The following is a 24,485-nucleotide window of genomic DNA, read 5'->3' on the forward strand; positions in this document are numbered from 1 at the left end:
ACCCTCGGGCGGATTTACTGCTGGGATTTGACCTGGACGATCCACTCGTCCACCAGCTGCTCCAGCACATCCAGTGGCACAGGGCCGTTGGCCAGAATGGTGTCGTGGAAAGCGCGGATATCAAACTGGTCGCCCAGGGCCTGTTTGGCTTTTTCACGCAGTTCCACAATCTTCAGCATGCCGATTTTGTAGGCAGTTGCCTGGGATGGCATGACGATATAGCGCTCTATGGCCTTTACCACGTCTCCCTGGGGGTTGGGGGTGTTTTCCGCCAGCCAGTCGATGGCTTCCTCCCGGGTCCACTGTTTGTCGTGAATTCCCGTGTCCACCACCAGGCGTCCGGCGCGCCACAACTCCATCGCCAGCCGGCCGAAGTCGGAGTAGGGGTCTGAATAGAAGCCCATCTCTTTCGGCGCCAGTTCCGAGTAGAGGCCCCAGCCCTCGGTGTAGGCGGTATAGCCGCCGAACTTGCGGAACTTGGGCACACCCTCCAGCTCCTGCGCGATGGAAAGCTGCATATGGTGGCCGGGGATGCCCTCGTGGTAGGCCAGCGCCTCCATCTGGTAGGTCGGCATATTCTTCATATCGTACAGGTTGGCGTAGTAGATGCCGGGGCGGGAACCGTCCGGTGCCGGGCGCTGATAAAAGGCCTTGCCGGCGGATTTCTCCCGGAAGGGCTCCACCGCCTTGACCGTCAGATCGGCTTTGGGTTTGGTGATGAAGAGTTCGTCCAGACGGCCCTTCATGGTGTCGATCAGCTGGGTGGCCTCCCGCAGGTAGCGCTGCTTGCCCTCTTCGGTATTGGGATAGTAGAACTGGTCGTCGGTGCGCATGAATTCAAAGAATTCCTGCAGGCTGCCCTCGAAACCGACCTTCTCCATGATCTCGCGCATTTCACCGTGAATACGCTCCACTTCCTCGAGACCGATTTCGTGAATTTCGTCGGCGTCAAGGTCAGAGGTGGTGGTGCGCTGCAGGGCAAATGCATAGAAGTCGTCGCCCTGGGGAAATTTCCAGGCGCCGTCGTCGGTGTTGGCCTGCTGCTCCAGTTTTTGCAGGTAGGTGATCAGGTTGTCGTAGGCCGGCTTAAGGCTCTGAGTGAGCGCCGTTTCCGCCTTGTCGATCAGGGCGGTCTTTTCCTCGTCGGGGATATCCAGTTTGTTCACTTTACCCTTGAAATCCGCCAGCAGGGTGCTGTCGTCACCGTCCTCAAAGGGGGCGCCCTTGAGCAGATTGCGGCTGTCGCTGATGACATAGGGGAACACGAACTTGGGGGCGATGATGCCCGCGTCGGCGCGCTCCTGTAGATTGGCGATGAGCTGATCGAATTGTGCCGGCAGGGCGTTGAGGCGTGCTATGTAGTCCTCGGCCTGCTTGGTATCGGCGATGCTGTGCTGGTTGATCAGCAGCGAGGGCACACTGGAGTGGGCACCGAACATCTGATTGACCGGGTAGTTGTAGAGGCGCCACTTGTAACCCTCTATATCCTGCTCCAGGTTGCGCTTGGCCAGCTCCAGGCTCAGACGGGTGGAGTCGTCGAGTTTGCTGGGGTCGATGGCCTGCAGCTCTTTTAACTGGCGCTGGTTGATTTTGTGGGTCTCGGCGGCGAATTCCGGCGAGCGGTCATCCCACTTGTCGTAGTCTTCCTTCATGCCCAGGAAAGTCTTGAACTCCGGGCTGCGCTTCAGGCGTTCCTGAAAAAAAGCCTCGAACATTTCGTTGGCTTTGGCGATGGACGCGGCGTCGCCCTCCTGTGGTGACGATTTAGCCTCGGTGTTCTCGTCGCTTTGTGCGGCGCTATGGGAGTTGGCCGCTTGCTCTTCGGTCGCGGGGGCTTCGCTCTTTCCGCAGCCCGCTAAAACCAGCGCACTGATGGCGGTGGCAATCAGGGTCTTGTTCAGGTTCATGTGTGTTTCCGATTGTCTGCTCGTTGTTATTTTGGCTTTGCCTCGGGCTGAGGTTGTTACCCTGCGGCCGATGCACGAAGCGGGCCCTGAGCCCGCTTCGTGCACCTGTGATTAGGCGGCGAAATTCTGGTTGACGAAATCCCAGTTCACCAGTTGCCAAAACGCTTCCATGTATTTTGGCCGCAGGTTGCGGTAGTCGATGTAGTAGGCGTGTTCCCAAACGTCGCAGGTGAGCAGGGGTATATGACCCGCCTCGGTCAGGGGGGTGGCCGCGTTGGACGTGTTGACAATGGCCACGGTGCCGTCGGACTTCTTCACCAGCCAGGTCCAGCCGGAGCCAAAATTGTTGACGGCGCTGGTGGTGAATTCCTGCTTGAAGTTGTCAAAGGAACCGAATGCGGCGTCGATAGCCTGGGCCACTGCACCAGTGGCTTCGCCACCGCCGTTGGGGCTCAGGCAGTTCCAGTAGAAGGTGTGGTTCCATACCTGTGCGGCGTTGTTGAACACACCACCGGAAGAGGACTTGATGACTTCTTCCAGGGATTTGTCCGCATCGGCGGTGCCTTCCAGCAGGCCGTTCAGCTTGTCGACGTAGGTTTTGTGGTGCTTGCCGTAGTGATATTCCAGGGTTTCCTGGGAGATGTGGGGTTCCAGGGCATTCATTGGGTAGGGGAGTTCGGGGAGCGCATGCGCCATGGTGTCGTCCTTCGTTAAGTCTCGGTTGGTGAATCCGCACAGTTTACACCTGTCGGCAGATAGAATTAAGGAACCTCTGAATTAGTGTCAACAGGCCCTAATTCAGTACTGTCTCAGCGGAGCCTGTAAGCCGCTTCCAGGTCGAATACAGAACGGGAGAGGGGGTCCCCGCAACCGCGGGAGCGCCGGCGGGCCCCGATGAAAACCGCTTACTTTTTCGTCAGTTTCTGGTATAAATGCCGCTGATTTCGACTGTTAACCGGCCTTGTGCCTGCGGCCTATGCCGCGGACCCGGCCCATCCAAATATCGGGTAGTTACGACAATGCAACGCAGAGAGCCGACGCTGGGCGGCGGGGCCCCCATAGAGCCGCAACTGGATGACAAACCCATTGGCCGCGGTCGCATGGCCGCAGAGGCGGACAGGGTGGATGAGGGCAGTGGTGGCGGTGTTTCCGTTGTTGGTGTCGTGGCCCTGATTCTGGCCCTGGCGGGCGTTGGCGCGGCGGCGTTTCTGTACAAGCAGTGGCAGTTGACCAGGCTGGAGCTGGTGGATGCGGACAAGCGCATAGCCGAGCTGGAAAAGCGGTTTGAACTGTCGGACGAGGAATCCACCGCTTCGGTAGAGGTGCTGAATGCCAAAGTGAAGGAAAACAGCTCCGAGATCCGCAAGCTCTGGGGTGTGTCTTACGACACCAACCGCAAAGCCATCGCCGCCAACAAAAGTGACGCCGCTGCAGCCAGGAAAGAAGCGGCGGCCCTGGCGGGCAAACTGAACGGCCTGACCGCAAGCGTCAACAAGATCGCCGCGGTGGAGTCCGCCCTCAACGAGCTGCGCAGCTCCAGTACCGCCAGCGCGCGGGATACCAAAGATACGCTGACCAAGCTGGAGCGCCAGCTGGCATCGGTGCGCAGCGATCTGACCGCCCGGGTGGGCGCCAATGAAGAGGCGGTTGAATCCATCGATACCTATCGGCGCTCCGTCAACAAGGAACTGGTGCAGTTGCGCGACGCTATCCGCAACCTGCAGTCCAGTGGCTCAACCGCTTCCTCCCTGTGAGCGCCGGCTCCACAATCCTCCCCTCCCGGCTGTTTCTTCCGCCGGGCCACGGCGGCTGACGGCCGGGGCTCCGCCTGCAGGCGCGGCCAAATCGTGTAGAATCGCCGGCCTCGAGACGTTAACCGGAGCCGGCCATGACCACTATCCGCCAGGATGACCTGATCGACAGCATCGCCGACGCGCTGCAGTTCATTTCCTACTACCATCCCCGGGACTTTATCCAGGCCCTCAACCAGGCCTACAAACGGGAGGCCAATCCGGCGGCCAGGGATGCCATGGCGCAGATACTGATCAACTCGCGCATGTGCGCCCAGGGTCACAGGCCCATCTGCCAGGATACGGGGATTGTGACTGTAAAACTGAAAGTGGGCATGAAGGTCCGCTGGGATGCGGACATGAGCGTCACAGACATGGTCAACGAAGGGGTGCGCCGGGCCTATAAAAACGCCGACAATCTGCTGCGCGCCTCCATTCTGGAGGATCCGGACGGGGCCCGCAGGAACACCGGGGACAATACCCCGGCGGTGGTCCACTATGAAATCGTGCCCGGGGACAGCCTGGAGGTCTATGTGGCGGCGAAGGGCGGCGGCAGCGAGGCCAAGAGCAAATTTGCCATGCTGAATCCCTCCGACTCGGTGGTGGACTGGGTACTGAAAATGGTGCCGCAAATGGGGGCCGGCTGGTGCCCGCCGGGTATGCTGGGAATCGGTATCGGCGGAACCGCGGAGAAGGCCATGCTGCTGGCCAAAGAGTCCCTCCTGGACCCCATCGATATCCAGGAACTGCAGCAGCGCGGCGCCACCAGCCGCGCCGAAGAACTGCGCCTGGAACTCTACGACAAGGTCAACAGACTGGGTATCGGCGCCCAGGGCCTGGGAGGGCTGACCACGGTTCTGGATGTAAAAGTCAGGGATTTCCCCACCCACGCCGCCAACAAGGCGGTGGCGATTATTCCCAATTGTGCCGCCACCCGTCACACCCACTTTGTCCTGGATGGCTCCGGGCCGGCACAACAGGTGCCGCCCTCACTGGCGGACTGGCCGCAGGTCACCCGCGAGGCCGGCGGCGGCACCCGCCGGGTCGATCTGGATCAGGTCACTCGCGCCGATGTGCTCAGCTGGCAGCCGGGAGAGACATTGCTGCTGAACGGCAGGATGCTGACCGGTCGCGACGCCGCCCACAAGAAGATGGTCGATATCCTTGCCAAAGGGGAAAAACTGCCGGTGGATCTGGCCGGCCGCTTTATTTATTACGTCGGGCCGGTGGATCCGGTACGCGACGAGGTGGTGGGGCCGGCCGGTCCTACCACGGCCACGCGTATGGACAAGTTCACCCGCACCATGCTGGAGAAGACCGGCCTACTGGGTATGATCGGCAAGGCCGAGCGCGGCCCGGCCGCTATCGAGGCAATCCGCGATCACCAGGCGGTGTACCTGATGGCTGTGGGCGGCGCCGCTTACCTGGTGGCGCAGGCCATCAAGAGCGCTCGGGTGGTCGCCTTCCCGGAGCTGGGTATGGAAGCTATCTACGAGTTCGAGGTGGAGGATATGCCCGTCACTGTGGCGGTAGACAGCCGGGGTGAGTCGGTTCACGACACGGGGCCGCTGATCTGGAAGGCGAATATCGAGGAGAGCGCTGTTTGAGCCCTTGAATCCTGAGGAAAAAAGCCGGACTTGCGTCAAGTCCGGCTTTTTTTGTGGCTTATCCTCAGTCGCAATGGCGTCGAGGTTTGTGCACATGTGTTGCAAACCCCGGCCGGGAAAAGCCTGAGGTTGCACCGAATTAGTGTCAACAGGCCCTAATCAGGGGTTCCCTGATCCGGCTGTTTTTCCTCCAGCTTCGCCAGCATCAACTCACGGATGACCGGTACGGGGGCATTGCCGTAGCTGAGAAACTCCTCGTGGAATTCTTTCAGGTCGAAGTCGTCCCCCAGTTTTTTCTTCATTTCGTCACGCAGTGCGAGAATGTCAGAGTAACCGGCGAAATAACTGGTCAGCTGTACCTGGCTCAGGGTTGCGCGGCGCCATTTGCCCATGGCCTCGGCTTTCTGCTGGAAGCCTTGGCGCACCATCAGGTCCATGGCCTGCTGCTCGTCGATGCCTTTCACCTGAATCTCATAGTCGAGAATTGTATTGATCACCGTGCGCAGGTTCCACTTGTAGTACATCAACCAGAGTTCCGGTGAAAAATTGCCGTAGCCGGCTTCCAGCATCATGCGTTCCGTGTATACCGCCCAGCCCTCCACCATGGCACCGTTGCCCAGGATGCTCTTGATCAGGCTGGGGGATTTGTTGGCGTACACCAGCTGTGTGTAATGGCCGGGTATCGCCTCGTGAATATTGAGAATCTGCATCAGGTAGCTGTTGTACTCGCGCAGAAAACTCTCCGCCTGCTCGTCGGAAAAATCCTCGATCGGCATCACATTGTAGTAGGTGTTGGCAGTTTTATCGTAGGGCCCCGGCGCATTGATTGAGGCCACGGAAAAGCCGCGCATATAGGGCGGGGTGGTGCGTACAACCAGCGGTTTGTCCGGGTCCAGGGTGAGCAGGTCTTTTTCGTTGACGAAGGCGATCAGCTCCGGGATCTGTTTTTCCACCTCGGCTTTGAAAGTGGCCTTGGTGGCGTGATTTTCCGACAACTTATCCAACACCTCAGCGGTCATTTTCAAGGGGTCTTCGGGGCGCGGCTGGTCGGGAAAATACTTTGGCCACAATTCGCTGGCCAGCTCCGCCATCTTGGCGTGCAGCCGGTCCTTCTCTTGCAGGGCGCGCTGATAGAGTTCCTTGCCCGTCATGCCGATCTGGATATCGTATGCAAACTTCTGTTCGTACAGGTCCTCGCCGATGCGAAAATCCTTGTAGTCTCCGGAGTCGTCGAGATCCCCCTGCATGCTTTTCAGGAAGTCGACGTAGCCCTGGATGGCGCCCCGAGCTGCAGCCAGGCGCTGCGTGAAGAGTTGTTTTTCCTCGGCGCTGAGGCCGCTGTCCGCGAGTTGCTGTTCCAGTTCCTCGCCGAACACGGTGAGGGCGCCTTCATTCTGCTGAATCGCCAGCAGCAGCTGGGGTGCCGCCGGCTTGCGCAGCGATTGCTGCGCCGCCTGGTAATAAGCCGGAACCTTTTCCATGCGTTTGCTGAAGGTGCGCAGTCGTTCGTCCAGGGGCGCGTATTCGGTGTTGATAATCAGAGCGAAAGGGTGGGAGACGTTGTACTCTGCCGGATTCCATTCGTGGGGTTTGAACTGTGCGACCTCCCACTCCATGCGGTCGAGAAAATTTTCGATCAGAGCCAGGTCACTTCTGTGGGCGGCGTCGAGCTGCGACCTGTCGATGTCCTTGAACTTGCGTAGGTAGCTATTCGAGAAAGTCACCACACGCTCGCGAAAGTCCCGGTCGGGCACTTCCATCTGATCCGCCACCTCGTAGTAGCCGGCACTAATTCCCCAGGAGGGAAACAGCTGCCACAGCTCCTCCACCATCTGGTCCGCCAGCTCTTGAAATTCGCGATTGGCCTCCGCTGTCTCCAGTTTGGCGGTACTGCTTTCAGTGCCGTTGACGTTTTCCGCCATTTCACCATTGGGCTTGGCCACCGGGTCGCGCTCGCAAGCAGTCAGCGCCAGTGCGATCAGCAGCAGGGGGATAACCTGTTTCATCTCATTCCTCATTTGTACCGGGCCTCTGGCCAGTAAAGCTAGCAGAAACAGCGTTGCGGATCATGTGCAGATTCGGCCGGGTTATTTAGGGCCTGTTGACACTAACTGAGTTGGCCCTGTTGTGACAGAAAAGGTGCCAATCGAGGCAAGAGGAGAGAGGTTTGGTTGTTCCAAATGAGCGACGAGCAACGAAGAGTGGTGCCTTTTCCGGCACAACCCGGAGGGCTGCCGCTGGTTTCGCGCCCTGCGGCGTTAGAAATTGCTCATGTGGACCCACCACACAGTGCAATTCCCGCCTTGCAGGCCACAAAACCAGTGGCAGCAGGACTATCTCAGTTAGTGTCAACAGGCCCTAGGTCAGGGGGGATTTTTGGTGCTGCGTTGCATAAAAAACGGCACTGGCCACATAAAATCCCTTTTTGTGGGCCGCGCTTGTTTCACCGCATCGCGGCGGGTAGAGTTGGGGCCCAAATCACCCGGGGACCATCTAGTGGGGTGCAAGAATGTGCCGCCGCGAGGGCGGAGGCCGGCGCAAGCCCTTGAAAGGCGAGCGATTCCGCGTGATAGCGCAGGTTCCCAAGGGCGGCAATCCACTGGGTCAGGGATCACCCGTCGGATTGCCGGATAAATAAGTCACTTTCTCGAGGATTCAGCCATGACCGAACTTGCCGAGCAACAATGTGAAGCCTGCCGCGCGGACGCACCACTGGTGAGCGATGAAGAACTTGCCCAGTTGATGCGCGAAATTCCCGACTGGACGCCGGTCAGCCGCGACGGGATCATGCAGTTGGAGCGGGTGTTCAAGTTTCGCAATTTCAAACAGGCCCTGGCCTTTACCAACCGTGTCGGCGCCATCGCCGAGGAGGTGGGGCATCACCCGGCGCTGTTGACCGAGTGGGGTAAGGTCACCGTTACCTGGTGGAGCCACGAGGCCAAAGGGCTGCACAAGAACGACTTTATCATGGCGGCGCGCACCGACCGGCAGTTAGAGGCGGAGTAGCGGCCAAGCCGCCTCCACCTGCACTCTGTCGTTTCCCGCCGGCCCGGGTTCACCCGGGTGGGCGGAAACGACCAATTGCGGGGTTACTATGACCGAGTATTTGTCCACCGTATTGTGGCGGCGCAACGGCGCGGCCTTCGCCGACGGCAATTACAGTCGCGGCCACACCTGGCGTTTTGACGGCGGTCTCGAAGTACCGGCATCGTCTTCGCCGCACATAGTTCCGCTGCCTTATTCCGTGGCGGAAAACGTCGACCCGGAAGAGGCGTTCATCGCCGCACTCTCCAGTTGTCACATGCTGTTTTTTCTCTCCATCGCCGCCGGGCGGGGGTTGGTGGTGGACGAGTACCGGGATGAGGCCCAGGGGGTAATGGAAAAGGTCGCCGGCGGGGGTATGGCAATAACCCGCGTGACGCTGCGGCCGCAGCTGACTTTTGCCGGGGACAGGCAACCGTCTCGGGACGAGCTGGAGCAGCTGCACCGGCTTGCGCACCGGCGTTGTTTTATCGCCAATTCAGTCACCAGCGAGGTGGTGACCGAGATTCCTTAACGCTTCTTTTACCCCTGCTCCGCCTGCTGGCCGGCACCGTAAACCGCCCACAGCAAAAACTCCCGGTTGCCGTCGCCGCCAGTTATGGGGCTGTCGATATAGTCCTGGACACTCAGTCCCAGTGATGTGCAGAGTCCGCAAATCCGGTCCCGTACCTGGGCGTAGAGACCCTGGTCCCGAACCAGGCCGCCCTTGCCGATGTCCCTGGGGTTTACCTCGAACTGCGGTTTGACCAGTGTCAGTAACTGGCCACCACTTTTCAACAGCGCCGGCAGCCTCGGCAGGATCAGGGTCTGGGAGATGAAGGATACGTCCATGACGATGGCGTCGAAGTCTTCATCGCCGAAAGGCGCCAGCTGCTCTGTATTCAGGTGGCGTGCGTTGACGCCCTCGAACAGGTGCATGCGCGGGTCCCGCTGCAGCTTTGGGGCCAGCTGGTCGTGACCCACGTCGACTCCCACCACCAGCGCCGCGCCCCTCTGGAGCAGGCAGTCGCTGAAACCGCCGGTGGAGCAGCCGATATCCAGCACCTGCCAGCCACAGGGGTCCAGCCCGGTCTGGTCGAGCAGGGCCGCCAGTTTCACACCGGCGCGGGAGACATAGCTGTCCTCAGGCAGTGGCTCCACCCTGAGTTCCTCGCTCTCGCCGATGCACTGGCTGGCTTTCCGGGCCTGGCTCCAGTGGTCGCCGGTACCCACCATCACTCTCCCCGCGTCAATCAGTTTGCGCGCATGGGTGCGTGAATTTGCCAGCTGGCGCTGCACCAGCAATACATCGAGGCGTTTCATCGGCGTCTATCGGGTTCGGAATGCATGGTTGTTGATGTAACTGCCATGCTAACCTCTGGCCCCTTACCTTAGAAGCTCTATTCTTAAACAGGAGGTGAGTAGTGGATGGCCAAAAGAGTTCTCGGTAAGTTCAGGATTCGCAAAGGCAAGGTGTTTGAGGCGCCACTGGAAAATGCCTTTGGCCGTCTGGTCACCCCGTTTGAAGAGTTTATTCATCGCCAGAGCAGCAGTGGCCTGCTGCTGATCACCTGCGCCATGATCGCGCTGTTTATCGCCAACTCCCCACTCCAGGATGCCTATAAACACCTGCTGCACAGTCCCATAGCGCTCCAGGCCGGTGACTGGCGCTTTTCCCTGTCGCTGCACCACTGGATCAATGACGGCCTTATGGCCATCTTCTTTTTCCTCGTGGGCCTGGAACTGAAACGGGAGTTCCTGGTGGGCGAACTGTCGGAGCTCAAGCAGGCGGTGCTGCCGGTTTTCGCCGCCATCGGCGGTATGCTGGTTCCGGCACTCATCTACGCTGCCCTGAACGGCGGCACCGAGGCGGCGCGGGGCTGGGGCATCCCCATGGCCACCGATATCGCTTTTGCGGTGGGCTGTATTGCGCTGCTGGGCAACCGGGTGCCGCGCTCGGTGGTGACTTTTTTGGTTGCGCTGGCCATTGTCGACGACCTGGGCGCGATCCTGGTTATAGCCATCTGGTATACGGACACGGTCAACACAGTGGCACTGGTGGCGTCCGGCCTGCTGGTGGGCATCCTGTGGCTGCTCAAGATAGCCGGTGTGCGCCGCTCGCCGGCATATATTTTCGTGGGGGTCCTGCTGTGGTATGAGCTCTATGTGACCGGCATCCACCCGACCCTGGCCGGGGTGGTTACGGCCATGGCACTGCCGGCCAAACCCAAATACGATCCCGTTGCCTTCAGCACCTTTGTCAAAGACATCATCCGCAGTTTTGACCGCAGTTTCCGCCCGGGTGACAAGATCATTGCCAACGATGCGCTGCGGGCCAGGGTGATGGCACTGGGTAACGGCGTCAATCTTGCCCAGTCGCCACTGCAGCGCATGGAAACCCGCCTGCATATCCCGGTGGCATTTATCGTGATGCCCATTTTTGCCCTGGCCAACGCCGGCATTCCCATCGACAGCTTTACCAGCTCCAAGGCGGTACTGAATCCGGTGACCCTGGGGGTGATCGCGGGCCTTGTGGTCGGTAAGCTGGTGGGCATAGTGGGAGCCACCTGGGTGGGCTGGCGTCTCGGGTTGGGCAGGTTGCCCAGCGGCGCCAGCTTTCACCATATTGTCGGTGTGGCGCTGCTGGGTGGCATAGGGTTTACCATGTCGATATTTATTACCGAGTTGGCTTTTTTCGACAACGAGGAGCTACTCGTCCAAGCCAAAGCAGGGGTGCTCTTGGCGTCCCTGATTGCCGGTATCGGTGGCTTCCTGATCCTGCGCCAGGCGCCGGTTTGCGAGGACGAGGACGATGAATCCTACCCGGAAGAGGAAGTGGATCAGCAGCGCCCGGGCGAATACTGAGCCGCTATCCTCGCCCGGGCTTCCGGCGGCCAGCGATGCGCGGCGGGTGTGGAATTTTTGCAGCCATCATTTTGCGGCTGCTTGGAACCTATAAAGGGGGTGAATCATGAACCTTTTTCGCTGTGTGACCAGAGTATTGGTCACCGTCTCCTCACTGTTGGCGGTTGCTGCCTGTGGCCAGAAGGAGCCAGTCCCTTCTGTGGACCCAGTGGCTGAAAAAGTGCCTGTGATAGAGGGCGAAGCTGTCAGTGGCGGGGATTCCGGCATCCATATGGACCGGCTGGCGGAAGACTATGTGCGCCTGGTGCTGGAGCTGGGCAATCACGACTCCCACTATGTGGATGCCTATTACGGCCCCGCTGATTGGAAGGGCGCCGCGGCGGCGAGTTCTGCAACGCCGCAACAACTGGCCTGGCGGGCGGAGCAACTGTGGGCGCAGTTGCCGGAGAGCGAAGCGGCAGACGACAGTCTGGAACGGCTCCGGCAGCACTATCTGAAGACGCAGCTGCGCGCTGTCATGGCCTATGCGCGCAGCCTGGCGGACGGTGGCGGTCAACGGGATTTCGATCGCGAAGCTGCGGCCCTGTACGATACCCAGCCACCCAAACAGCCGTATTCCCACTTCGAGCCGGTGCTGTCGGAGCTGGATCAATTATTGCCGGGTACCGGGCCATTGCAGGCGCGACTCGAGGCGTTCCGGCAGCGGTTCGTGATTTCGCCGGAGAAAATGCCGGCGGTGTTCCGGGCCGCGATCGAAGCCTGTCGCGAGCGCACCAAAAAATATTTGGCTCTCCCCCGCGATGAACATTTCGTACTCAGCTATGTAACCGATAAACCCTGGAGCGGTTACAACTGGTATCAGGGTGGCGCGCAAAGTCTGATCCAGATCAACACCGAATTGCCGGTGACCATAGACAGGGCTATTGATCTCGGTTGTCACGAGGGTTATCCGGGCCATCACACCTACAATGCACTGCTGGAGCGGGAGCTGGTGGACAGGCGCGGCTGGGTTGAATTCAGCGTGTACCCCCTGTTCAGCCCCCAGTCACTGATCGCCGAGGGCAGCGCCAATTACGGAATCGAACTGGCGTTTCCCGGTGGGGAAAAGACCCGATTTGAAAAAGAGGTGCTTTACCCTCTGGCCGGGTTGAACCCGGCCGATGCGGACAGCTATGTTCGTGTGCTGGGGCTGCTGGAAAAACTCAGGTTTGCCGAAAATGAGATCGCCCGCCAATATATCAATGGCGAGATCGATGGCGACAGGGCGGTGGAACTGTTCCAGCAAATCACCCTGATGAGCCCCGCAAAGGCCCGACAGCGCCAGCGTTTTGTCGACACCTATGGCGCCTATGTCATTAATTACAACTGGGGCAAGCAACTGGTGGGGGATTACGTCCAGCGGGGGGCGGGCACCGATAAAGAGCGCTGGCAGCGTTTTACCAAATTGCTTTCCTCCCCGCGACTGCCATCCTCCCTGAGTTGGTAACTTTCCCCGGGTTATACCGAATCGGGAGACTTTTCCCACAGTGGCGGTGGCCCTATGGGACCGCGAAAGGGCCATAGCTTTTTACCGTGTGGCGGCACAAGGCAGTGACCTGGCATGGAGCAATGGATAGGTGGAGGCGATGAATCTGGATACTGAGCTGGCGGAGCAGATAGCGGAGCGGGCCCTGGCCCTCGGGGAGGAACTGGACAGGCTGCAATGGCGCGTCACCGCCGCCGAATCCTGTACCGGTGGCGCCATCGCGGCCGCGATTACCTCGGTGGCGGGAGCCTCCCAGTGGTTTGATGGTTCTGTGGTCAGTTACGCCAACCGGATCAAACAGAATCTGCTGTCGGTGTCCCAGCGGGACCTGGAACAGCTGGGAGCGGTGAGTGAAGAGGTCGCCCGGCAGATGGCCAGCGGTGTGCTGGCACTGATGGACGCCAATATCGCAGTGGCGGTGAGCGGCATCGCCGGCCCCGATGGCGGCACTGAGGACAAACCGGTGGGGACTGTCTGGATAGCCCTGGCCTCTTCCCAGGGCCAGGAACCTGTCTCTATCGACGCCCGCTGTTTCCATTTCCACGGCGACAGATCCCGGATCCAGGAACTGACCGTGGCCGAGGCGCTGGCCATGATGTTGGCACTGGTACGACGGCAGGGAGCCGCTCCGGAGGCCGCCGCGGAGGAATCCTGATTACTGGTTGCTTATACAGTAATCCTTGGTTAAGCTTCCCTGCAACCAACAACGATCAAGCGGATGGAAAGGGACATGGACTCCAACAAAGACAAGGCACTGAAGGCGGCGCTGACGCAGATAGAACGCCAGTTCGGCAAAGGTACGGTCATGCGGATGGGGGACAGGGAGCGCGAGCGTATCCCGGCCATCTCCACCGGCTCCCTGGGCCTGGATGTGGCCCTGGGTATCGGCGGTCTGCCGCGCGGGCGCATAGTGGAAATCTACGGCCCGGAATCCTCCGGTAAAACCACCCTGACCCTGCAGGTGATCGCCGAGGCGCAGCGCAATGGCGGCACCTGTGCTTTCGTGGATGCGGAGCATGCCCTGGATCCCATTTATGCCGAAAAACTCGGTGTCAATGTCGACGAGTTGATCGTGTCCCAGCCGGATACCGGCGAGCAGGCCCTGGAAGTGGCCGACATGCTGGTGCGTTCCGGCGCCGTCGACGTGTTGATCGTCGACTCGGTGGCGGCGCTGACCCCGCGGGCGGAAATCGAGGGGGAGATGGGCGATTCCCACGTCGGCCTGCAGGCCCGCCTGATGTCCCAGGCATTGCGCAAGCTCACCGGCAATATCAAGAACACCAACACGCTCTGTATCTTCATCAACCAGATTCGCATGAAGATCGGTGTGATGTTCGGCTCCCCGGAGACCACCACCGGGGGCAACGCACTCAAATTCTACGCCTCCGTGCGCCTGGATATTCGCCGCATCGGTGCGATCAAGGAGGGCGACGAAGTGGTGGGCAACGAAACCCGTGTGAAAGTGGTCAAGAACAAGGTGGCGCCGCCCTTCAAGCAGACCGAATTCCAGATCATGTATGGAGAGGGCATCAACCTGCTGGGCGAGATCGTCGACTACGGGGTCAAGCTGGGTCTGGTGGACAAGGCCGGTGCCTGGTACAGCTACAAAGGGGACAAGATTGGCCAGGGCAAGGCCAATGCGGTCAAATTCCTGCGGGAAAACCAGAGTCTCCGCGATGAGATCGAGGGCCAGCTGCGTTTGCAATTGCTGGGCGACCAGGTGCCCGCGACCGAGGATGCCGTAGAGGCTCCGGAAGGTTAGGACCTCGCAACAAGTGTTTTAACAGGTGTCTTCCCTTAGCTCCCCGGAGCGGGCCCTGTTCCAGGCGGCGCTGGAGCTGTTGTCGCGCCGGGAGCATTCCCGCCAGGAACTTTGCCAGAAGCTTGCCAATCGCTTTCCCGGCGCCGACTTCGACTCACTGTTTCAGCGGCTCGAAGAACTCAATTATCAATCCGACCAGCGCTTTGCCCAGGTGCTGGCCCGCTCCCGCCTTCAGCGCGGCCAGGGACCGCTGCGTATTCGCCGCGAACTGCAGCAGCGGGGCGTAGCGGATGATTGCATCGCCACAGCGCTGGAGCAGCTGGAGGTGGACTGGTATGCCCGGGCGGTGGAGGTTCTACAGCGCAAATTTCCCGTTCCGGTCAGCCCGGCCCTGCCCCGGGAGCGGCAGCTGAAAGAGTGCTCGCGCCGGCAGCGCTATCTCGCTTACCGGGGTTTTCCGGGCGACGCCATTCAATGGGCGCTGGCGGCGGAAGTTTAGCGCCGAGGCGGTATACTCCGGATACAAGGATAAGAGTAAGGAGTCGCCGTGATTCTCTCCATAGATCAGGGCACCACCGGAACCACCGCCTTTGTCTTCGATACCCGGGGCCGGCTATTGGGCCGCGCCTATGCCGAGCTCCCCCAACACTATCCGCGCCCCGGCTGGGTTGAGCACGACGCCAGCGAAATCTGGAACCTGGTCCTGCGTGTCTGCACTGAAGCACTGGAGTGCGCCGGCGCCGACGCCACCGGGGTTTCCGCCATCGGCATCACCAACCAGCGCGAGACCACGGTCCTCTGGGACCGCCAGTCCGGCCGGGCGGTTTGCCCGGCGATCGTCTGGCAGTGCCGCCGCTCGGCGGAAATCTGCACAGAGTTGCAGCGGGCGGGCAAGTCGGATTACCTGCGGCAAAAAACCGGACTGTTGCTCGACGCTTATTTCTCTGCCAGCAAATTGCAGTGGATTTTTCGCGCTCAACCGGAACTGCTCGCGCGGGCCGAAGCCGGAGAGCTGTGCTTTGGCACCATCGACAGCTGGCTGATTTGGAAGCTGAGCGGAGGCCGGGCCCATGTCACCGATCACACCAACGCCAGCCGCACCCTCCTGTACGATATCGAAGCCCGTGGCTGGGATACGGATTTGCTGGCGCTGTTCGGCTGTCCCGACGCCATATTGCCGGAAATCCGGCCCTCGGCAGGGCTGTTTGGACACACGGCGGCGGAAGTTTTTTTCCGTGCGGAGATCCCCATCTGCGGCGTTGCCGGCGACCAGCAGGCGGCGCTCTTCGGCCAGGGCTGTACTTCGCCCGGCAGTATCAAGAATACCTACGGCACCGGCTGTTTTATGCTCGCCTACGGGGGTGCGGAAAGGCCCCGGGCGCCGCGCGGGCTCCTGACTACCATTGCCTGCGACCCTGCCGGCGCCCCCGCCTATGCTCTGGAAGGCGCAGTGTTCAATGCCGGGTCCGCGGTGCAGTGGTTGCGGGATGGGTTGGGCCTGATTCAGCAGGCGGCGGATACCGAGGCCATTGCGGAAGGGGTTGCCGATACCAAGGGCGTTTATCTGGTGCCGGCATTCAGCGGCCTGGGTGCCCCCCACTGGGACCCGTCCGCCCGGGGCATGATCTGTGGCCTCAGCCGCGGTTCCGGCAGGGCCGAACTGGTGCGCGCCACACTGGAGTCCATCGCCTACCAGAGCGACGAACTGGCACAGTTGATGGCTGACGCCCTGGGGGTGAAAATCAGTTGTCTACGGGTTGACGGTGGCGCCAGTGCCAACAATTTCCTGATGCAGTTCCAGGCTGACATCTCCCGGGTGCGAGTGGCACGGCCGCAGCAGATAGAAACCACCGCTGTGGGCGCCGCCCTTCTGGCGGGCATCGGCGCCGGCATATGGCCGGCGGGTGCCCTGCCGCAGGGACCACTGGAGATTGAGCGGGATTTTGAACCGGGGATGTCGTCGGCGCAGCGGGACGAGCTGATGGGTGGCTGGCGCAGGGCGGTCGCCGCCTGCCGAAATTTTTGAAGGGAACACCGATTATCCAGTCATATTTAATGGAGGTGGTCAGGTGAGTACAGGGACTGAATTGCAGGAGACAGTCGCGGACCTCGTGGATGGTAGCCGGGGGGTGCTGGCCGCGGATGAGAGCAGTGGCACCATTGCGAAGCGGTTCGATTCCATCGGCGTCGAGTCGACGGAGGAACTGCGGTGCTTCTACCGCTCCCTGCTGTTGTCCACCGAGGGGCTGGAAAATTACGTCAGCGGCGTCATCCTGTTCGAGGAGACCCTCGGCCAGAGGGACGACGCTGGTGTCCCGCTGCCGCAGCTGGCTGCCGTTCGGGGCATAGTCCCCGGTATCAAGGTGGATAAGGGCAAGGGGCCATTGCCCGGCGCCCCGGGGGACATGATCACCTACGGGCTGGACGGCTTGGCGGAGCGTTTGGCCGGCTACAAGGAGCAGGGGGCGCGATTCGCCAAATGGCGCGAAGTCTACCCTATTGGCCCCCGCAACCCCACGCGGCTGGGACTCACCGCCAACGCGGAAATGCTGGCCCGCTACGCCGCCGTGTGTCAGGCCTGTGGCGTGGTGCCCATAGTGGAACCGGAGGTACTGATGGACGGGGACCACAGCATAGAGCGCAGCGCCGAAGTGAACGAAGCGGTCTGGCGCGAGGTTTTTGCTGCGCTGGGTCGTCACGGCGTTGTACTGGAGTTGCTGTTGCTCAAACCGAGCATGGTGACACCCGGTGGGGACAGCCCCCGTGCACCGCCGCAGCAGGTGGCCGAGTACACGCTGCGCAGCTTGCGCCGAACGGTGCCCGCGGCGGTGCCCAGCATCAATTTTCTTTCCGGGGGCCAGGGGCCGGAGGAGGCGACGGCCAATCTGAATGCACTCAACAGTTTGCGGCAGGCACCCTGGCAGTTGAGCTTTTCCTACGGCCGGGCGCTACAGGAGCCCGCCCTCAAGGCCTGGGGAGGGAAACGCCAACACGCAGCCGCGGCGCAAAGAGCCCTGCTAAAGCGGGCGCGCCTCAACCACCTGGCTGTGTTGGGGGAGTACCAACAAACTCTGGAACAGGCGTAGACCGCCAAAACCGCTATCTAGGGCCAAGCCAGTTAGTGTAAACAGGCCCTAGCAGGCTGTTGAAAAAGTGTTTTTCAACAGCCTGCTGTCCCGAACAGAGATGTTCGGGCCGCAAATCAAGCATGTAACTGCTTGATTTGTCGTGGAGGGTTTGCGGACATGCGCCGCAAACCCGGGTTGAGGAAAGCCAGGGAGAGCTTTTTCAACAACCTGCTAGGGAATCTTTGGTTAAAGCGGGGCAATGCCTGAGGTTGCGCCGAATGAATCAGAGGCTCCCTGAACCCTAACAATAATGACAGGCAGATGGGGTGTTACATGCTATTTATGTGTGGAGACGAGCGGCTTCACTATCGCCGCTGGTGGGTGGAAGGCGCCCATGGTGTTGTCGTCATTGCCCATGGCCTGGGGGAGCACAGCGGCCGCTACCGGCGCCTGGCGCTGGATCTCAACCGGGCGGGCTACAGTGTGTATGCCCTGGATCACTACGGTCACGGGCAGTCCTCCGGCAAGCGCGGACATGTGGATGAGTTCGCCCACTACGGCGATCAGCTGCAGGAGTTTGTGCTGCTGGCCAGGCGCGACAACCCCGCTGCGCAGATTCATCTGTTGGGCCACAGCATGGGTGGAGTCATCGCCTGCGACTGTGTCCAGCGCTTCAATTCCGTGGACAGTCTGATACTGTCTGCGCCCGCCTTCAGGGGGCTGCAGGAGCCCGGAAACCTGGTGCGGGCCCTGATCAGTGTGCTGGCGCGACCGCTGCCCCGGTTGACTCTGCCGAACCGGGTGGACCCGCGTTGGCTCAGCAGGGACGAGGCGGTGGCTGAGGCCTATCGAAAGGACGAGCTGGTACACAACCGGGTATCTCTGCGCTGGTTCACAGATTTTCTGCGTCAGCGGGATCTTGTGATTGCCCGCCTGGGGCAGATTCGTGTGCCCTGTCTGTTGCTGTTGCCCATGTCGGATCGGTTGGTGGACTCGCCCTTTACCCAGGGCCTATTCGAGCGTATCGGCAGTGCGCAAAAGTGGTGCCATGTCTTCCCGGGCGCCTACCATGAGTTATTTAACGAGGCCTGCGGCGAGCCGGATGCCGTCGAGTTGCTGCGACAGCACCTCGCCGCCCTGCAACCGCAGACGGAGGCCCTGGCCAGTGTGTGAATCGGGCCCTGCGGGGCCCCGGAGCCAGTGAAAAAGCACCGCAGTCGTAGTAGTATACGCGGTCATTTTGGCCGCCGGCAGGCGATGTTTGGGTGAGGCATGGATAAGAAATTACTGAGCTTGCTGGTCTGTCCTGTCAGCAAGGCACCGCTGGAGTATCGCGAGGATGCCCAGGAGTTGATTTGCACGGCCAGCGGTCTGGCCTATCCGATTCGCGATGGCATTCCCGTTATGCTGGAATCTGAGGCGCGTCAGCTGAGCGCCGAGGAAAAACTGGACAAGAAGAAGTAGCTGCCATGTCCGCCCCCAGTGTATTCAGCAGTATCATCGCCGGTGATGTGCCGGCGGAAAGGGTCTACGAGGACGACCTTTGTATCGTCATCCGCGACAGAGCGCCGCAGGCGCCCACCCACCTGCTCATCATTCCGCGAAAACCCCTGGTCAATCTGTCCGCAGCGGATCTGGCCGACCGGCCGCTGCTGGGGCACCTGATGTGGGTCGCGGGTGAGTTGGGTCGCCGGTTTGAACTGGACGGATTCCGCCTGATCGTGAACAACGGCCGCAGTGCCGGGCAGACGGTCTTTCACCTGCATCTCCACCTGTTGGCACAGCGCGAAATGTGCGAGCGGGATCTGGCGCGAGCGCCCTGAACCGCCTTTGTGTCCGCCTCACCGAATAATCGAATTTTGACTAACCAACTGGAAATACGCCGGATGAAAAGCGCACAGATTCGCGACGCCTTTCTGAATTACTTTGCCGAACAGGGCCATACCCTGGTGCCTTCCAGCTCCCTGATCCCCGCCAACGATCCGACCCTGCTGTTCACCAATGCGGGTATGGTGCAGTTCAAGGACACCTTTCTGGGGCAGGAGGCGCGCCCCTACAGCCGCGCGGCCACCTCCCAGCGCTGTGTGCGCGCCGGCGGCAAGCACAATGACCTGGAGAATGTGGGATACACGGCCCGCCACCATACTTTCTTTGAGATGCTGGGCAATTTCAGCTTTGGTGACTACTTCAAGCGCGATGCGATTCGCTTTGCCTGGGACTTCCTCACCAAGGTCCTGAACCTGCCCCAAGAGCGCCTTTGGGTGACCGTGCATATCAGTGATGATGAGGCTGCGGACATCTGGTTGAAGGAAGTGGGAGTCAGTCCGGAGCGCTTTTCGCGGCTCGACGAGGACAACTTCTGGCAGATGGGTGACACAGGTCCCTGCGGCCCCAGCTCCGAAATCTTTTACGACCATGGTGAGTCAGTGCCCGGCGGTCCGCCCGGTTCCGACGACGACGATCTCGACCGCTATATCGAGATCTGGAATCTGGTCTTCATGCAGTACGAGCGCACCGCCGATGGCGAGTTGCACCCACTGCCCAGGCCCTCCGTGGATACCGGCATGGGGCTGGAGCGTATCGCGGCCGTGATGCAGGGAGTGCACTCCAACTACGACATAGACCTGTTTCAGGCACTGCTGCGCGCCGCCGGCCGGATAGTCGGCTGCGACGACCTGCAGGAGAAGTCTCTGCGGGTGATCGCAGATCACATCCGCTCCTGCGCCTTCCTGATCGCCGATGGCGTAATGCCCTCCAACGAAGGCCGCGGCTTTGTGCTGCGCCGTATCATCCGCCGCGCCGTGCGCCACGGCCACAAGCTGGGCCACAAGGACATCTTTTTTTACCGGCTGGTGGACGCCCTGGCTGAGCAGATGGGTGACGCCTACCCGGAGCTGCGCGAGAAGCAGCAGTTTATCGAGCGGGCGTTGCGCAAAGAGGAAGAGCAGTTCGCCAAGACACTGGATAAGGGGTTGGCCCTGCTGGAGGACGCCCTGGGCTCCCTCGAAGGCAGCGAGATACCCGGCGCCCTGGTATTCACCCTGCACGACACCTATGGTTTCCCCACCGACCTGACCCAGGATATTGCCCGCGAGCGGGGTCTGTCCCTGGATATGGACGGCTACGAAGCCGCCATGGAAGCCCAGCGCCAGCGCGCCCGTGCGGCCGGTAAATTCAAGCAGGACTATACCGAAGTACTGGACCTGGAGGGCAGCACTGAATTTCTCGGCTATGACGTAACCGAGGCGAAAGGCAGGGTGGTCGCCATTGTCAAAGATGGCGAGCGGGTAGAGCGGTTGTCGGAGGGCGAAGAGGGCGCTGTCATTCTGGATCACACCCCTTTTTATGCCGAATCCGGCGGCCAAGTAGGCGACAGCGGTTACCTGAGTTCGGCCGCCGGGCGCTTTGAAGTGCGTGACTGTACCCTTCAGGGTGGCCACCACCTGCATACCGGTAAGGTTCTGCAGGGGGCGATTAAGACTGGTGACCGGGTCGGTGCCCAGGTGGCGGCCGAAGTGCGTCAGGCCACCGCATTGAACCACTCCGCGACCCATCTGCTGCACGCGGCGCTGCGCAAAGTGCTGGGTGAGCATGTGACCCAAAAGGGGTCCCTGGTGGACTCGGAGCGGTTGCGCTTCGACTTTTCGCACCCGGAGGCGGTCACCACCAAGCAGCTGCACGCTATAGAGGCTCTGGTAAATACGCAGATTCGCGCTAATGTACCGGTGTGCACGGAGGAAACCGATATCGAAACCGCCCGCGCCATGGGTGCCATGGCATTGTTTGGCGAAAAGTACGGCGATCGGGTTCGGGTATTGTCCATGGGGCAGCGAGAGGACGGGGCCCCGTTTTCCGTCGAGCTGTGCGGAGGTACCCATGTGCGGCGCACCGGTGATATAGGTCTGTTGCGAATCGTCAGTGAGAGTGGTATCGCCTCGGGGCAGCGGCGTATCGAAGCCCTCACCGGTGCCCACGCACTTTCCCTCTTCGACCAGGCACAGCAGCGCCTCGAACATATCTCCGCGCTGCTCAAGGCCCACCCCGACACCCTGGTGGAGAAAGTCGAGCAGCTGTTGGCAAACAACCGCAAGCTGGAAAAAGAGATGTCCCGCCTCAAGACCAGTCTGGCCGGTGGTGCCGGTGCCGACCTGTCCAGTCAGGTAGTGGAGGTGGCCGGTATCAAGCTGCTGGCCGCCGCCATTGACGGTGCCGACCCCAAATCCCTGCGGGATATCGCCGATCAGATGAAGAACAAGCTGGGCAGCGGCGTGGTGCTGCTGGCCGCACCGGGTGAGCATAAAGTGGCGCTGGTGGCTGCGGTCACCAAAGACCTTACAGATCGTATCGCCGCCGGCGAGCTTATGCGTTATGCCGCCGCACAGCTGGGTGGCAAGGGCGGCGGTCGCGCGGATATGGCGCAGGGCGGCGGTACCGACGTGGCGGCGCTGGCGGGGATGTTGTCCGGGCTTCCGGCCTGGGTAGGGGATCACCTGCGCAAGTAAAATGGAAAAAACCCCTGTGGTCAGCAATTTTTGAGTTGATTTGGGGCGGCAATAGTGATTTAGTGCGCGGCTTGGGTGAGATTTGACCCGCGCATCAGCAGGCGGGCGTAACGGGATACACAGAAATCTATGAGCTTGTTCGTGCAGAAATACGGCGGTACCTCGGTGGGTTCTATCGAGCGTATCGAAGTGGTCGCCGACAAGGTTGCCGCATTTCGCGCTCAGGGCCACGAGATGGTCATTGTCCTCTCCGCCATGAGTGGGGAGACCAACCGGCTGATTGATCTCGCCAGTCAGATCCAGGAAAAACCCGATCCCAGAGAGCTGGATGTGCTCGTCTCCACCGGTGAGCAGGTCACCATCGCGCTCCTGAGTATGGCGCTGAAGAAGCGCGGCTATGACGCCTGCTCCTACACTGGCGGACAGGTCAAGATTCTTACCGACAAGGCCCATACCAAGGCGCGCATTCAGCGCATCGATGTCGAGCGCATGCGCCGCGACCTCGATGCCGGCCGGGTGGTCGTGGTCGCCGGTTTCCAGGGTGTGGATGAAGATGGCAGCATCACCACACTCGGCCGCGGCGGCTCGGATACCACAGGGGTGGCCCTGGCGGCGGCCCTGAATGCAACTGAATGTCAGATATACACTGATGTGGACGGCGTCTACACCACCGATCCCAGGGTGGTGGACAGTGCCCGGCGCCTGGAGCGGATTACCTTTGAGGAAATGCTGGAAATGGCCAGTCTCGGGTCTAAGGTATTACAGATCCGTGCGGTGGAGTTTGCCGGCAAATACAAGGTGCCCCTGCGCGTGCTTTCCACGTTTGAGCAGGGCCAGGGCACACTGATCAGTCTGGACCAGGAGGATATCGAGATGGAGCAGCCTGTAGTCTCCGGTATTGCTTTTAACCGCGATGAAGCCAAGCTGACCATCCGCGGCGTACCCGATAATCCGGGCGTGGCGAGCCGAATTCTCGCACCCGTGGGTGGTGAGAACATCGAAGTGGATGTGATAGTGCAGAACATCAGCGCGGTGGACGGCACCACCGACTTCACGTTCACGGTACACCGCAATGACCTCAACAAGGCCCGCGACGTATTGCAGCGGGTGGCCACGGCGCTGGGGGCCAGAGAGGTGGTCAGTGACGATAAGATTGCCAAAGTTTCCATCGTCGGTGTCGGAATGCGCTCCCACGCTGCTGTGGCCAGTCGTATGTTCAGTGCCCTGGGACAGGACAATATCAACATTCAGATGATTACCACCTCCGAAATCAAGATATCTGTGATCATTGACGAGCGCTATCTGGAGTTGGCAGTGCGCGCGCTGCACAGCGAATTCCAGCTCTCGGAACCCGCCCCAACGGTATAGGGCTATAACCAGACCTAAGGCCATTTCTGACTATCATAGCGATTTGGTTATTTGCCCGGCGGCCGCCCTGTTGAGATTTTGATCGACTAGTCAATACTGAATAAAGAAATGGGCTTTGTTGGACAAATTACGCCCTTATCCGGTTATGATGACCCCTGGTACAGCTTTGGGGAGAAATCCGCTGTACCTATCACAGGATGATCAAGGAGAAGTAGCTAATGCTGATTTTGACCCGCCGGATTGGCGAAACTCTAATGGTGGGTGACAATGTCACCGTCACCGTATTGGGTGTAAAGGGAAACCAGGTGCGTATTGGTGTGAACGCGCCCAAGGAAGTGGCAGTGCACCGCGAAGAGATCTATCAGCGGATTCAGCGCGAAAAACAGCCTTCCGAGAGTGGTGGCGGCGACTAGGTTCTGTCACCTATCCCGACCGAAACAAAGGCCGGTTTTCCCGGCCTTTGTCTTTGTTGGGAACCCCTTGTCATCTGGTTTGGGCCCGCCGTCCCAAGCAGGCCCTGCAGTAAGCGGCGATATGCAGCTGCGAGCTCTGTCCAATAACTGGACATGCCGCCCCGGGTCCACAAAAGTTATTGATTCCCCATTGATTTTTGCCCTGCCATTGGTATGATGCCGCTCACTTTCAGCAGCCGCCTGGCGGTAAATGCCGGGACGCCAAATGCACCCTCAACAGAGTTGTGCCCGAGGCCGGTCCCAGTATTAAAAGAGCGTACGGTGAGATGGCCGAGTGGCTGAAGGCGCGCCCCTGCTAAGGGCGTATGGGTTAACACTCATCGAGGGTTCGAATCCCTCTCTCACCGCCATCCAAAAAGCGCCCTCATAGAAGCGAGGGTGTTTTTTTGTGTGAAGGCGACAGGTGTGTTTTTGAAAGTGAAGGGGGTCGCCATAAAGCGTCCTCTGGCAGGTGTCGAAAGTTTTATCTTTTGAACCTGTTTTGGTCTCGCAGAGAGGCCGTTGGGTTGTTGAAGAAGTGCGTTTAAGTACTTGTTTCGGTGGCCCGGATGTGTAGAATACGCGTCCCGCAGTTAGAGCCTGGCGCTCAACTGAGCT

The 24,485-nt window shown here is 60.4% G+C and carries 21 protein-coding genes and 1 tRNA gene; 18 read left to right on the forward strand and 4 right to left on the reverse strand.

The window, feature by feature from the left end; translation table 11 throughout:
- Positions 1 to 14 precede the first annotated feature (14 nt).
- The gene (locus tag ABVT36_RS16845) at positions 15 to 1,907 is read right to left on the reverse strand and encodes a DUF885 family protein (RefSeq protein WP_368457584.1); all 1,893 of its coding nucleotides are present in this window, start codon (positions 1,905 to 1,907) and stop codon (positions 15 to 17) included.
- A 111-nt stretch (positions 1,908 to 2,018) separates the two neighbouring features.
- Positions 2,019 to 2,603: a superoxide dismutase gene (locus ABVT36_RS16850; RefSeq protein WP_368457585.1), complete on the reverse strand. Its 585-nt coding sequence runs from the start codon at positions 2,601 to 2,603 to the stop codon at positions 2,019 to 2,021.
- Positions 2,604 to 2,926: 323 nt separating this feature from the next.
- Here ABVT36_RS16850 and ABVT36_RS16855 point away from each other — a divergent pair, with 323 nt between their 5' ends.
- Both ABVT36_RS16855 and ABVT36_RS16860 read left to right on the forward strand, forming a co-directional pair.
- The gene (locus tag ABVT36_RS16855; RefSeq protein WP_368457586.1) at positions 2,927 to 3,661 is read left to right on the forward strand and encodes a hypothetical protein; all 735 of its coding nucleotides are present in this window, start codon (positions 2,927 to 2,929) and stop codon (positions 3,659 to 3,661) included.
- 134 nt (positions 3,662 to 3,795) lie between these two features.
- Positions 3,796 to 5,304, forward strand: a complete 1,509-nt coding sequence (locus ABVT36_RS16860; protein WP_368457587.1) for a fumarate hydratase — start codon at positions 3,796 to 3,798, stop codon at positions 5,302 to 5,304.
- Between the two features lie 155 nt (positions 5,305 to 5,459).
- Here the strand turns inward: ABVT36_RS16860 and ABVT36_RS16865 are convergent, their stop codons facing one another.
- Positions 5,460 to 7,310 (reverse strand): DUF885 domain-containing protein, encoded by a 1,851-nt coding sequence (locus ABVT36_RS16865; RefSeq protein ID WP_368457588.1) that lies wholly within the window; start codon positions 7,308 to 7,310, stop codon positions 5,460 to 5,462.
- 655 nt (positions 7,311 to 7,965) lie between these two features.
- Between ABVT36_RS16865 and ABVT36_RS16870 the strand changes: the two genes are divergently transcribed.
- Both ABVT36_RS16870 and ABVT36_RS16875 read left to right on the forward strand, forming a co-directional pair.
- Positions 7,966 to 8,310, forward strand: coding sequence for a 4a-hydroxytetrahydrobiopterin dehydratase (locus ABVT36_RS16870; RefSeq protein WP_367149707.1), 345 nt, complete (start codon positions 7,966 to 7,968; stop codon positions 8,308 to 8,310).
- An 88-nt stretch (positions 8,311 to 8,398) separates the two neighbouring features.
- Positions 8,399 to 8,860 carry an OsmC family protein gene (locus tag ABVT36_RS16875; RefSeq protein WP_368457589.1) on the forward strand — a complete coding sequence of 154 codons (462 nt, stop codon included), beginning with the start codon at positions 8,399 to 8,401 and terminating at the stop codon, positions 8,858 to 8,860.
- A gap of 8 nt (positions 8,861 to 8,868) precedes the next feature.
- Here ABVT36_RS16875 and ABVT36_RS16880 read toward each other — a convergent pair whose 3' ends face one another.
- Positions 8,869 to 9,648, reverse strand: a complete 780-nt coding sequence (locus ABVT36_RS16880) for a TlyA family RNA methyltransferase (RefSeq protein ID WP_368457590.1) — start codon at positions 9,646 to 9,648, stop codon at positions 8,869 to 8,871.
- A gap of 105 nt (positions 9,649 to 9,753) precedes the next feature.
- Between ABVT36_RS16880 and nhaA the strand changes: the two genes are divergently transcribed.
- The 14 genes from nhaA to ABVT36_RS16950 all read left to right on the forward strand — a co-directional run bounded on the left by nhaA (position 9,754) and on the right by ABVT36_RS16950 (position 24,238).
- Entirely contained in the window at positions 9,754 to 11,190 is a 1,437-nt protein-coding gene (nhaA, locus tag ABVT36_RS16885; RefSeq protein WP_368457591.1) for a Na+/H+ antiporter NhaA, read from the forward strand.
- A gap of 106 nt (positions 11,191 to 11,296) precedes the next feature.
- Positions 11,297 to 12,676, forward strand: a complete 1,380-nt coding sequence (locus tag ABVT36_RS16890) for a hypothetical protein (RefSeq protein ID WP_368457592.1) — start codon at positions 11,297 to 11,299, stop codon at positions 12,674 to 12,676.
- A 139-nt stretch (positions 12,677 to 12,815) separates the two neighbouring features.
- Positions 12,816 to 13,370 (forward strand): CinA family protein, encoded by a 555-nt coding sequence (locus ABVT36_RS16895; RefSeq protein WP_367149702.1) that lies wholly within the window; start codon positions 12,816 to 12,818, stop codon positions 13,368 to 13,370.
- Positions 13,371 to 13,445: 75 nt separating this feature from the next.
- A complete protein-coding gene (recA, locus tag ABVT36_RS16900) occupies positions 13,446 to 14,477 on the forward strand; it encodes a recombinase RecA (protein ID WP_368457593.1) in 1,032 nt (343 codons plus the stop codon).
- A 25-nt stretch (positions 14,478 to 14,502) separates the two neighbouring features.
- On the forward strand, positions 14,503 to 14,976 hold the full coding sequence (locus ABVT36_RS16905; RefSeq protein WP_368457594.1) for a regulatory protein RecX: 474 nt from the start codon (positions 14,503 to 14,505) through the stop codon (positions 14,974 to 14,976).
- 48 nt (positions 14,977 to 15,024) lie between these two features.
- Positions 15,025 to 16,503, forward strand: coding sequence for a glycerol kinase GlpK (glpK, locus tag ABVT36_RS16910; protein ID WP_368457595.1), 1,479 nt, complete (start codon positions 15,025 to 15,027; stop codon positions 16,501 to 16,503).
- Positions 16,504 to 16,546: 43 nt separating this feature from the next.
- Positions 16,547 to 17,563, forward strand: a complete 1,017-nt coding sequence (locus ABVT36_RS16915; protein ID WP_368457596.1) for a class I fructose-bisphosphate aldolase — start codon at positions 16,547 to 16,549, stop codon at positions 17,561 to 17,563.
- 315 nt (positions 17,564 to 17,878) lie between these two features.
- Positions 17,879 to 18,718: a lysophospholipase gene (locus ABVT36_RS16920; RefSeq protein ID WP_368457597.1), complete on the forward strand. Its 840-nt coding sequence runs from the start codon at positions 17,879 to 17,881 to the stop codon at positions 18,716 to 18,718.
- Between the two features lie 99 nt (positions 18,719 to 18,817).
- Complete coding sequence (locus ABVT36_RS16925; RefSeq protein WP_367149696.1) at positions 18,818 to 19,009, forward strand: Trm112 family protein; 192 nt, start codon at positions 18,818 to 18,820, stop codon at positions 19,007 to 19,009.
- 5 nt (positions 19,010 to 19,014) lie between these two features.
- Entirely contained in the window at positions 19,015 to 19,368 is a 354-nt protein-coding gene (locus ABVT36_RS16930) for a histidine triad nucleotide-binding protein (protein ID WP_368457598.1), read from the forward strand.
- 63 nt (positions 19,369 to 19,431) lie between these two features.
- Positions 19,432 to 22,047 carry an alanine--tRNA ligase gene (alaS, locus tag ABVT36_RS16935; protein ID WP_368457599.1) on the forward strand — a complete coding sequence of 872 codons (2,616 nt, stop codon included), beginning with the start codon at positions 19,432 to 19,434 and terminating at the stop codon, positions 22,045 to 22,047.
- Positions 22,048 to 22,176: 129 nt separating this feature from the next.
- On the forward strand, positions 22,177 to 23,415 hold the full coding sequence (locus ABVT36_RS16940; protein ID WP_368457600.1) for an aspartate kinase: 1,239 nt from the start codon (positions 22,177 to 22,179) through the stop codon (positions 23,413 to 23,415).
- Positions 23,416 to 23,633: 218 nt separating this feature from the next.
- Positions 23,634 to 23,828 carry a carbon storage regulator CsrA gene (gene csrA, locus ABVT36_RS16945; protein ID WP_367149692.1) on the forward strand — a complete coding sequence of 65 codons (195 nt, stop codon included), beginning with the start codon at positions 23,634 to 23,636 and terminating at the stop codon, positions 23,826 to 23,828.
- 320 nt (positions 23,829 to 24,148) lie between these two features.
- A tRNA-Ser gene (locus ABVT36_RS16950) sits at positions 24,149 to 24,238 on the forward strand.
- Positions 24,239 to 24,485: the final 247 nt, after the last annotated feature.

Origin of the sequence: Microbulbifer sp. TYP-18 (assembly GCF_040932045.1) — a bacterium.
Taxonomy (GTDB): Bacteria; Pseudomonadota; Gammaproteobacteria; order Pseudomonadales; family Cellvibrionaceae; genus Microbulbifer.

Excerpts from the sequence above, each read along its gene's own strand:
- ABVT36_RS16880 (WP_368457590.1), bottom strand. The coding sequence starts at position 9,648 with ATGAAACGCCTCGATGTATTGCTGGTGCAGCGCCAGCTGGCAAATTCA.
- ABVT36_RS16895 (WP_367149702.1), top strand. The coding sequence starts at position 12,816 with ATGAATCTGGATACTGAGCTGGCGGAGCAGATAGCGGAGCGGGCCCTG.
- ABVT36_RS16875 (WP_368457589.1), top strand. The coding sequence starts at position 8,399 with ATGACCGAGTATTTGTCCACCGTATTGTGGCGGCGCAACGGCGCGGCC.
- ABVT36_RS16860 (WP_368457587.1), top strand. The coding sequence starts at position 3,796 with ATGACCACTATCCGCCAGGATGACCTGATCGACAGCATCGCCGACGCG.
- ABVT36_RS16925 (WP_367149696.1), top strand. The coding sequence starts at position 18,818 with ATGGATAAGAAATTACTGAGCTTGCTGGTCTGTCCTGTCAGCAAGGCA.
- recA (WP_368457593.1), top strand. The coding sequence starts at position 13,446 with ATGGACTCCAACAAAGACAAGGCACTGAAGGCGGCGCTGACGCAGATA.
- ABVT36_RS16890 (WP_368457592.1), top strand. The coding sequence starts at position 11,297 with ATGAACCTTTTTCGCTGTGTGACCAGAGTATTGGTCACCGTCTCCTCA.
- alaS (WP_368457599.1), top strand. The coding sequence starts at position 19,432 with ATGAAAAGCGCACAGATTCGCGACGCCTTTCTGAATTACTTTGCCGAA.
- ABVT36_RS16870 (WP_367149707.1), top strand. The coding sequence starts at position 7,966 with ATGACCGAACTTGCCGAGCAACAATGTGAAGCCTGCCGCGCGGACGCA.
- ABVT36_RS16865 (WP_368457588.1), bottom strand. The coding sequence starts at position 7,310 with ATGAAACAGGTTATCCCCCTGCTGCTGATCGCACTGGCGCTGACTGCT.
- ABVT36_RS16845 (WP_368457584.1), bottom strand. The coding sequence starts at position 1,907 with ATGAACCTGAACAAGACCCTGATTGCCACCGCCATCAGTGCGCTGGTT.
- csrA (WP_367149692.1), top strand. The coding sequence starts at position 23,634 with ATGCTGATTTTGACCCGCCGGATTGGCGAAACTCTAATGGTGGGTGAC.
- ABVT36_RS16920 (WP_368457597.1), top strand. The coding sequence starts at position 17,879 with ATGCTATTTATGTGTGGAGACGAGCGGCTTCACTATCGCCGCTGGTGG.
- ABVT36_RS16855 (WP_368457586.1), top strand. The coding sequence starts at position 2,927 with ATGCAACGCAGAGAGCCGACGCTGGGCGGCGGGGCCCCCATAGAGCCG.
- nhaA (WP_368457591.1), top strand. The coding sequence starts at position 9,754 with ATGGCCAAAAGAGTTCTCGGTAAGTTCAGGATTCGCAAAGGCAAGGTG.
- ABVT36_RS16930 (WP_368457598.1), top strand. The coding sequence starts at position 19,015 with ATGTCCGCCCCCAGTGTATTCAGCAGTATCATCGCCGGTGATGTGCCG.
- ABVT36_RS16940 (WP_368457600.1), top strand. The coding sequence starts at position 22,177 with ATGAGCTTGTTCGTGCAGAAATACGGCGGTACCTCGGTGGGTTCTATC.
- ABVT36_RS16850 (WP_368457585.1), bottom strand. The coding sequence starts at position 2,603 with ATGGCGCATGCGCTCCCCGAACTCCCCTACCCAATGAATGCCCTGGAA.